Source organism: Stenotrophomonas sp. 05L44_2 (genome assembly GCF_056665995.1).
Genome location: NZ_JBFTNR010000166.1, coordinates 1 through 7,513, shown reverse-complemented (window position 1 = coordinate 7,513; position 7,513 = coordinate 1). Strand labels below are relative to the sequence as shown.

At 68.8% G+C, this 7,513-nt stretch carries 7 protein-coding genes and 1 pseudogene; 7 read left to right on the top strand and 1 reads right to left on the bottom strand.

Annotated elements, in window-relative coordinates; genetic code table 11:
- A pseudogene (gene thrC, locus AC1VAN_RS07820) lies at window positions 1-1,079 on the top strand (threonine synthase); the annotation flags it as partial.
- Window positions 1,080-1,121: 42 nt separating this feature from the next.
- Here the strand turns inward: thrC and AC1VAN_RS07815 are convergent.
- Window positions 1,122-1,874, bottom strand: coding sequence for a Crp/Fnr family transcriptional regulator (locus AC1VAN_RS07815; RefSeq protein ID WP_033830968.1), 753 nt, complete (start codon window positions 1,872-1,874; stop codon window positions 1,122-1,124).
- Between the two features lie 139 nt (window positions 1,875-2,013).
- Here AC1VAN_RS07815 and hisS point away from each other — a divergent pair, with 139 nt between their 5' ends.
- The 6 genes from hisS (at window position 2,014) to hisC (ending at window position 7,506) form a co-directional block, all read left to right on the top strand.
- Complete coding sequence (hisS, locus tag AC1VAN_RS07810) at window positions 2,014-3,411, top strand: histidine--tRNA ligase (protein WP_025874842.1); 1,398 nt, start codon at window positions 2,014-2,016, stop codon at window positions 3,409-3,411.
- Window positions 3,412-3,434: 23 nt separating this feature from the next.
- Entirely contained in the window at window positions 3,435-3,704 is a 270-nt protein-coding gene (locus AC1VAN_RS07805; RefSeq protein WP_032975535.1) for a hypothetical protein, read from the top strand.
- Between the two features lie 164 nt (window positions 3,705-3,868).
- Window positions 3,869-4,177 (top strand): YerC/YecD family TrpR-related protein, encoded by a 309-nt coding sequence (locus tag AC1VAN_RS07800; RefSeq protein ID WP_282280152.1) that lies wholly within the window; start codon window positions 3,869-3,871, stop codon window positions 4,175-4,177.
- Window positions 4,178-4,211: 34 nt separating this feature from the next.
- Window positions 4,212-5,123, top strand: a complete 912-nt coding sequence (hisG, locus tag AC1VAN_RS07795; protein ID WP_480985575.1) for an ATP phosphoribosyltransferase — start codon at window positions 4,212-4,214, stop codon at window positions 5,121-5,123.
- The gene (gene hisD, locus AC1VAN_RS07790) at window positions 5,120-6,415 is read left to right on the top strand and encodes a histidinol dehydrogenase (RefSeq protein WP_480985574.1); all 1,296 of its coding nucleotides are present in this window, start codon (window positions 5,120-5,122) and stop codon (window positions 6,413-6,415) included. Before hisG ends, hisD begins: the two co-directional genes overlap by 4 nt.
- Window positions 6,412-7,506 (top strand): histidinol-phosphate transaminase, encoded by a 1,095-nt coding sequence (gene hisC, locus AC1VAN_RS07785; RefSeq protein WP_442251202.1) that lies wholly within the window; start codon window positions 6,412-6,414, stop codon window positions 7,504-7,506. The genes hisD and hisC overlap by 4 nt, the downstream gene beginning before the upstream one ends.
- The last annotated feature ends 7 nt before the right edge of the window (window positions 7,507-7,513 follow it).

The window sequence follows — 7,513 nt, the reverse complement described above, 5'->3', positions numbered from 1 at the left end:
ATGGTGGCCTGTACGTACCGGAGGTGCTGCCGGCGCCGCGCGCGCTGCAGGCCGGTACGAGCCTGGCCGATACCGCCGCTGACCTGCTGGCGCCGTTCTTCTCGGGCGATGTGCTGGCCGAGGCCTTGCCATCGATCTGCGGTGAGGCCTTCGATTTCCCCGTGCCATTGCGCGCGCTGCGCAACAGCGGTGACCATGTGCTGGAGCTGTTCCATGGGCCGACGGCGGCGTTCAAGGATATCGGCGCGCGCTTCCTCGCCGGTGTGCTGTCGCGGCTGCAGACCGGCAAGGGCCGCGATCTGACCATCGTCGTGGCCACCTCCGGTGACACCGGTGCAGCCGTAGCGGCGGCCTTCCATCGGCAGCCCGGTGTACGCGTGGTGGTGCTGTATCCCGATGGGCGGGTGTCGCCGCGACAGGCGCACCAGCTCGGCTGCTTTGGCGACAACATCCAGGCGCTGCGGGTGGCCGGTTCGTTCGATGATTGCCAGGCGATGGTGAAGCAGGCGCTGGCCGACCGCGATCTGCAGGCACAGGTGCCGCTGAGCTCCGCCAACAGCATCAGCCTGGGCCGGCTGCTGCCGCAGATGAGCTATTACGCGCACGCGGCGCTGAGCCATCATGCGCAGCATCAGCGGCGCTTGAACCTGGTGGTGCCGACCGGCAACCTCGGCAATGCGATGGCGGCAGTGCTGGCGCGCGCGCTGGGCGTGCCGATCGGGCAGATCGTGCTGGCCACCAACGCCAACGCGGTGCTGCCGCGCTATTTCAGTGGCGATCCGTACCAGCCCGCGGCCAGCATTGTGACCGTGGCCAACGCCATGGATGTCGGCGCGCCCAGCAACTTCGAGCGGCTGCGCTGGCTGTACCAGGGCGACGATGCCGAGCTGCGGGCGGCGTTCCGCGCCTTCGCGGTGGATGACGTGACCATCCGCGCGACCATCGCCAGCGCGCATGCCAGCGACGGTGAACTGTTCTGCCCGCATACGGCCACGGCGGTGAAGGTGCTGCAGGATCTGCGCGCCGGTGGCGCCAAGGGTGACTGGGCGGTGGTTGCTACCGCGCACCCGGCCAAGTGGTAGTGCCGGCCGCTGGCCGGCAAGCCGATACTGATCGGGCGCTCAGCCCTGCACGTCACCGGCCAGCGTGCGCAGGCCATCCTCGTCGAGGATCTCAACCACGTTCAGATGGGGCAGGGCGATCAACCCCTGCTGGCGCAGCTTGGTGAAGGTGCGGCTGACCGTCTCCATCGTCAGGCCCAGATGATCGGCGATGTCGCCGCGGCCCATCGGCAGSGARACGCGCAGGCCATCTCCGCCCAGCTTGGCCTCGCGCGCGGCCAGGCGAAGCAGGAAATCAGCGAGTTTTTCCGCCGGCTGCAGGCGTGCCAGCGCCAGCGCGGCATCCTGTGCGGCGTCCAGCTCCTGGCAGGCGCGCTGCAGCAGCTTGCGCTCCAGGTGCGGATAGCGGGCGCGCAGGCCCTTCATCTGCGGCAGGGCAACGCGGCACACGCGGCTGTCGGCGATGGCCTCGATGTCGTAGCGATGGTGGTCGCTGCCGCTCAGGCCCAGGTAATCGCCAGGCAGCACGAAGCCATTGATCTGGCGACGGCCATCGGCAAGCGTGCGCACCAGCCGCAGCGCGCCACCGGTCAATGTATAGACATGCTGGCGCTCTTCGCCGCTGCGGGCGAGGGTGCTGCCCATCGCCAGCTGCTGCGACACGGTCACCTGTTCCAGCGCCTGCACCTCATCGGGCGACAGCGCAGAGCACACCGCCAGGTGGCGTACCGAGCAGTGCAGGCAGTCCAGCGTGGCGCAGGACGGCGCGGCGGGGTCGTTGGTGGCGGGCGGAGCGCCGGAAGGCCGGGACATGTTGCGTGGGCGTATCGCGGGCGGGGGAGGGCTTTATGATACTTCAAGCGGCCGTTGGACCCCTTATCTGCGGCTGAGCGATGCGGGGCGCTAGAATGTCGCCCCCTCCCACGTCCCCGATTCTGCAGGAGCTCCGCCCGTGATCAAGCCCCGTACCCCGCCCGGCACCCTTGAACTGCTGCCGCGCGAGCAGATTGCGTTCCAGCGCATGCTGGACGTCATCCGCCGCAACTACGAGCGCTTCGGGTTCCTGCCGGTGGAGACGCCGGTGTTCGAGCTGTCCGATGTGCTGCTGACCAAGTCCGGCGGCGAAACCGAGCGCCAGGTGTATTTCGTGCAGTCCACCGGCGCGCTGGCCAACGCTGCTGAATCCGGCGATCGTTCGCTGCCGGAGATGGCGCTGCGCTTCGACCTGACCGTGCCGCTGGCGCGTTACGTGGCCGAGCACGAACACGAACTGACCTTCCCGTTCCGCCGTTACCAGATGCAGCGCGTGTACCGCGGCGAGCGCGCCCAGCGCGGCCGCTTCCGCGAGTTCTACCAGTGCGACATCGACGTGATCGGCAAGGACAGCCTGAGCGTGCGTTACGACGCCGAAGTGCTGGCGGTCATCCATGCGGTATTTGCCGAACTGCGCATCGGTGACTTCAGCATCCAGTTGAACAACCGCAAGCTGCTGCGCGGCTTCTTCGAAAGCCTGGGCGTGGCCGAGGGCGAACGACAGCTGGCAGTGCTGCGCGAGGTGGACAAGCTGGACAAGCGTGGCCCCGACTACGTGCGCGAGACGCTGGTGGGCGAGGGCTTCGGCATTCCGGCCGAACAGGTCGAGAAGATCCTGGCCTTCGTCGCCGTGCGTTCGCAGGGTCATGCCGATGCGCTGGCACAGCTGGCAGCGCTGGAAGACGGTGCGGGTTCCTCGGAGATCCTGCGTGCCGGCGTGGCCGAGCTGCGCGAAGTGCTGCAGCTGGTGCAGGCACTGGGCGTGCCGGAAAGCGCGTACTGCCTGAACTTCTCCATTGCACGTGGCCTGGATTACTACACCGGCACGGTGTACGAGACCACGCTGACCGACCACCCGCAGATCGGGTCGATCTGTTCCGGTGGCCGTTATGAAGACCTGGCCAGCCACTACAGCAAGTCCAAGCTGCCGGGCGTGGGCATTTCCATCGGCCTGTCGCGCCTGTTCTGGCAGCTGCGCGAAGCTGGCCTGATCGAGGGTATCGAGGCCAGCAGCGTGCAGGCGCTGGTGGCGCTGATGGACGAGCAGGGCATGCCGCAGTCGCTGGACATCGCCCGCCGCCTGCGCGCCGGTGGCATCAACACCGAAGTGCAGATGGAGCCGAAGAAGATCGGCAAGCAGTTCCAGTACGCGGCCAAGGCCGGTATCCGTTTCGTGGTGCTGGCTGGCGAGGACGAACTGGCGCGCGGCGTGGTGGCGGTGAAGGACCTGCTGCGCGAGCAGCAGTTCGAAGTCTCCCGTGATGAACTGGCCAGCACCCTGCAGGTGGAACTGGAGCAGTCGCGGGTCATGCCGTGACGCGTGCCGCTGCAGGAACACTGATGCTGTTCCTGCTGGCGGCATGCCAGAGCGATCCGGCGTTGCGCAGCACCCGGATCGGCCCTGCGAATTACCAGCTGGTGGCTGATCGCTGCCATGTGATGGATCGAGCGCAGCTTGAGCAGGATCTGCAGGCCCTTGCCGAGCGGGCGTGCCCGGGCCGGGCAGGAGCGCTGCGGAACCTGCAGCCTCGTCCCAGCCGGCAGGGCAGCCTGTTCGGTGAATGCCTGCGGCGCGGCGCGCTGCAGGCAGAGGTCCGCTGCCTGCCCTGATCGAAGCCCTGTCCATTGCCGCATCCGAACGCCCACCACCCGGTGGGCGTTTTCGTTTCCGCTGCCTGAACGGGCCTGGCGGAACCTGGTCGTGCCTTTGACGCGGCCTGCAAGAATGCGTTAATGTACTAACGCGCTATTACATTGATGCAAGAGCCCTGCCCGTGAAAGCCCGCCCCGACATCGCCGCCAAAGACCCGCACGCCGATCTTGAATCCCTGGCCCAGGCCTTTGCCGCGCTGCGCGAGCCGGAGCAGGTGGTCGCCTTCCTGCGTGACCTGTGCACGCCAGCCGAGCTGGAAGCCATGGCCGACCGCTGGAAGGTGGTGCCGCTGCTGCAGCAGGGCGTGCCCTACCGCGAGATCCACGAGCGCACCGGCGTCAGCGTGACCACCACCGGACGGGTGGCACGCACGCTCGAGCATGGCCATCGAGGCTATGCCGCCGCTGTCGACCGCCTTGCTTCGCGCTGATCCGCGCCCCGTTCCAGACTTCGAGACCTCCCCCATGAGTGCAACCCAGGCAGCGCCGGCGCGAGACCGGCTGCGTATCGCCATCCAGAAGAGTGGCCGGCTGGCCGAGCCCGCCCGCAACCTGCTCAGTGCCTGTGGCCTGAGCTGGCGCGARAGCCGCGACMRSYTGTTCTGCTACGGCGAATCGCTGCCSGTSGACCTGYTGCTGGTGCGCGACGACGACATTCCCGGCCTGATCGCCGATGGCGTCTGCGACCTGGGCATCGTCGGCCGCAATGAACTGGACGAACAGGCGGCCGCGCGTCGCCAGATCGGGCTGGCCGATGCCTACCAGGCATTACGGGGGCTGGGCTTTGGCCAGTGCCGCTTGATGCTGGCGGTGCCGGAAGACTGGCAATGGCAGGGGCCGGCACAACTGGCCGGTACCCGCATCGCCACCAGCTACCCGGCCATCCTCAAGCAGTGGCTGGCCGCGCAGGGCGTGGATGCACAGGTGGTGGAACTGTCCGGCTCGGTGGAGATCGCGCCGCGCCTGGGCACCGCCGACCTGATCTGCGACCTGGTCTCCAGCGGCGCCACGCTGCGTGCCAACCAGCTCACCCCGGTGCACAACCTGCTCGACAGCGAAGCCGTGCTGGCCGGTGCAGTACGCGTTCCCGATGATGCGCGCGGCGCGCTGCGCAGCATGCTGCTGCGCCGCCTGGACGGTGTGGTGCAGCGGCAGGACCGCAAGCTGCTGATGTTCCGCGCCAGCGAGGACCGCGTCGACGCGTTGTCGCAGCTGCTGGCCGATGCCGAACCGTTGGTGCGTTTGCCTGCCGATGGCGGTGCATTGCGCCTGCAGACCATGTGCCCCGGTCCATTGACCTGGCAGCGCATGGAAGAACTGGAGCGCGCCGGCGCCCAGGGCCTGATGGTACTGAGCGTGGAGCGGTCGCTGGCATGAATCGTCTGATCTGGTCGCAACTTGACGAGGCCGCACGCAGCGCGGCGCTGACCCGCCCGGTGCAGACCGTGGCGCAGCAGACCCGTGATGCGGTGGCCGCGCTGATCGCGCAGGTGCGCACGCAGGGCGACGCCGCGCTGCGCGCGATCACCGCGCGCTTCGATGGCGTGGATCTGCAGGATTTCGAAGTTTCCGCAGCCGAGTTCGCARCTGCCGATGCCGCGGTGCCGGCCGAGCTGCGCCAGGCCATGGTGGAAGCGGCCGAACGCATCACCCGCTTCCACGCAGCCGGCATGGGCCAGGGCTATACGGTGGAAACCGCGCCGGGCGTGGTCTGCGAGCGTGTGCTGCGGCCGATCGGCCGGGTTGGGCTGTACGTGCCGGCCGGTAGTGCGCCACTGCCGTCCACCGCGCTGATGCTGGGCGTGCCGGCGCAGTTGGCCGGTTGCCCACAGGTGGTGCTGTGCACCCCGCCGCGTGCCGACGGTACGGCCGATCCTGCGGTGCTGGTGGCCGCGCGACTGACCGGTGTGCAACGCGTGTTCAAGCTGGGTGGTGCGCAGGCGATCGCGGCGATGGCCTATGGCACCGAAAGCATCCCGGCGAGCGACAAGCTGTTCGGGCCGGGCAACAGTTTCGTCACCGAGGCCAAGCAGCAGGTGGCACAGGACGGTGCCGCCGCCATCGACATGCCGGCCGGTCCCTCGGAAGTGCTGGTAATCGCCGATGCCGGTGCCAACCCTGCATTCGTTGCCGCCGACCTGCTGTCGCAGGCCGAGCACGGCCCGGATTCCCAGGTGCTGCTGCTGACCGATGACGCGGCGATGCTGGCGGCCGTCGAGGCCGAAGTTGAGCGCCAGGTGGCCCTGCTGCCGCGGCAGGACATCGCCCGCCAGGCGCTGTCGGCATCGCAGTTGATCCAGGTGGAATCGCTGGCCGATGCGTTTGCGATCAGCAACCGCTACGCCCCCGAACACCTGATCCTGGCCCTGCGCGAACCGCGCGCGTGGCTGGACCAGGTGCAGGCGGCCGGTTCGGTGTTCCTCGGCGACTACACGCCGGAAGCATTGGGTGACTACTGCAGCGGCACCAACCACGTGCTGCCCACCGCCGGTGCCGCGCGCGCCTACAGTGGCGTCAGCGTGGCCAGCTTCCAGAACCTGATCAGCGTACAGAGCGCGACCGCCGCTGGCCTGGCCGCGATCGGTGGCTGCGCGCGCATCATCGCCAGCGCCGAAGGACTGGATGCGCACGAACGTGCGGTGGCACTGCGCATGGAGGTGGCCGCATGAGCGCGGACATCGACGGCGTGCTGGCCCTGGTACGGCCGGACCTGCAGGCCTTTGCCGGCTACAGTTCGGCGCGCAGCAGCGCGGTGCAGGGCGAGGTGTGGTTGAACGCGAACGAATCGGCGTGGGCCAACCCGGCCGACGCCACGGGGGGCTGCCGCCGCTACCCGGAACCGCAACCGGCTGCGCTGCGTGATGCGCTGGCGTCGCTGTACGGCGTGCAGCCGCAACAGCTGCTGGTAGGTCGTGGCAGCGACGAGGCGATCGATCTGCTGGTGCGCGCCCTGTGCGTGCCCGGCCGCGACGGCGTGCTGGTGACGCCGCCGGTATTCGGCATGTACGCAGTCTGTGCGCGGTTGCAGGGTGCGCCGTTGATCGAGGTGCCGCTGATTGACGATGGTGAGGGCCTGCGCACGGACCTGGAAGCGGTCATCTCTATGGCCAAGGGGCAGGGCGCAACGCTGGTGTTCCTGTGCGCGCCGTCCAATCCTGCCGGCAGCGATATCCCGCTGGCGGAGATCGAGCGCGTGGCCCTTGCCCTGCGCGGGCAGGCGCTGGTGGTGGTGGACGAGGCCTATGTCGAGTACGCGCAGCGCGCTTCGGCGACCACGCTGCTTGCCGCGCACGCCAACCTGGCAGTGCTGCGCACGTTGTCCAAGGCGCACGCACTGGCCGCCGCGCGTATGGGCACCTTGATCGCCGCGCCGGAACTGATTGCCGTGCTGCGCCGATGCCAGGCGCCGTACCCGGTGCCGACGCCGTGCGCCGAGCTGGCCGTGCAGGCGCTGCAGCCGGCCGCGCTTGCGCGCACCGCTGAGCGGGTAGCCACGGTCATCACCGAGCGCGAGCGCCTGCACCACAGCCTGCAGGGCCTGCCTGGCATCGGCCGGGTATACGCCTCGGCCGGCAACTTCCTGCTGGTCCGCTTTGCCGATGCGCAGGCGGCGTTCGACGCGCTGCTTGCTGCCGGCGTGGTGGTGCGCGACCAGCGCGCCGCACCGCAGCTGGGTGACGCACTGCGTATCAGCATCGGCAGCCCCGAAGAGAACGACCGCGTGCTTGCGGCCCTGTCGGCACGGAGGGCCGCGGCATGACGCCGAT

What these genes read in the sequence shown, in the direction of transcription:
- hisC (WP_442251202.1), top strand. Translation starts at nt 6,412, where the DNA reads ATGAGCGCGGACATCGACGGCGTGCTGGCCCTGGTACGGCCGGACCTG.
- AC1VAN_RS07805 (WP_032975535.1), top strand. Translation starts at nt 3,435, where the DNA reads ATGCTGTTCCTGCTGGCGGCATGCCAGAGCGATCCGGCGTTGCGCAGC.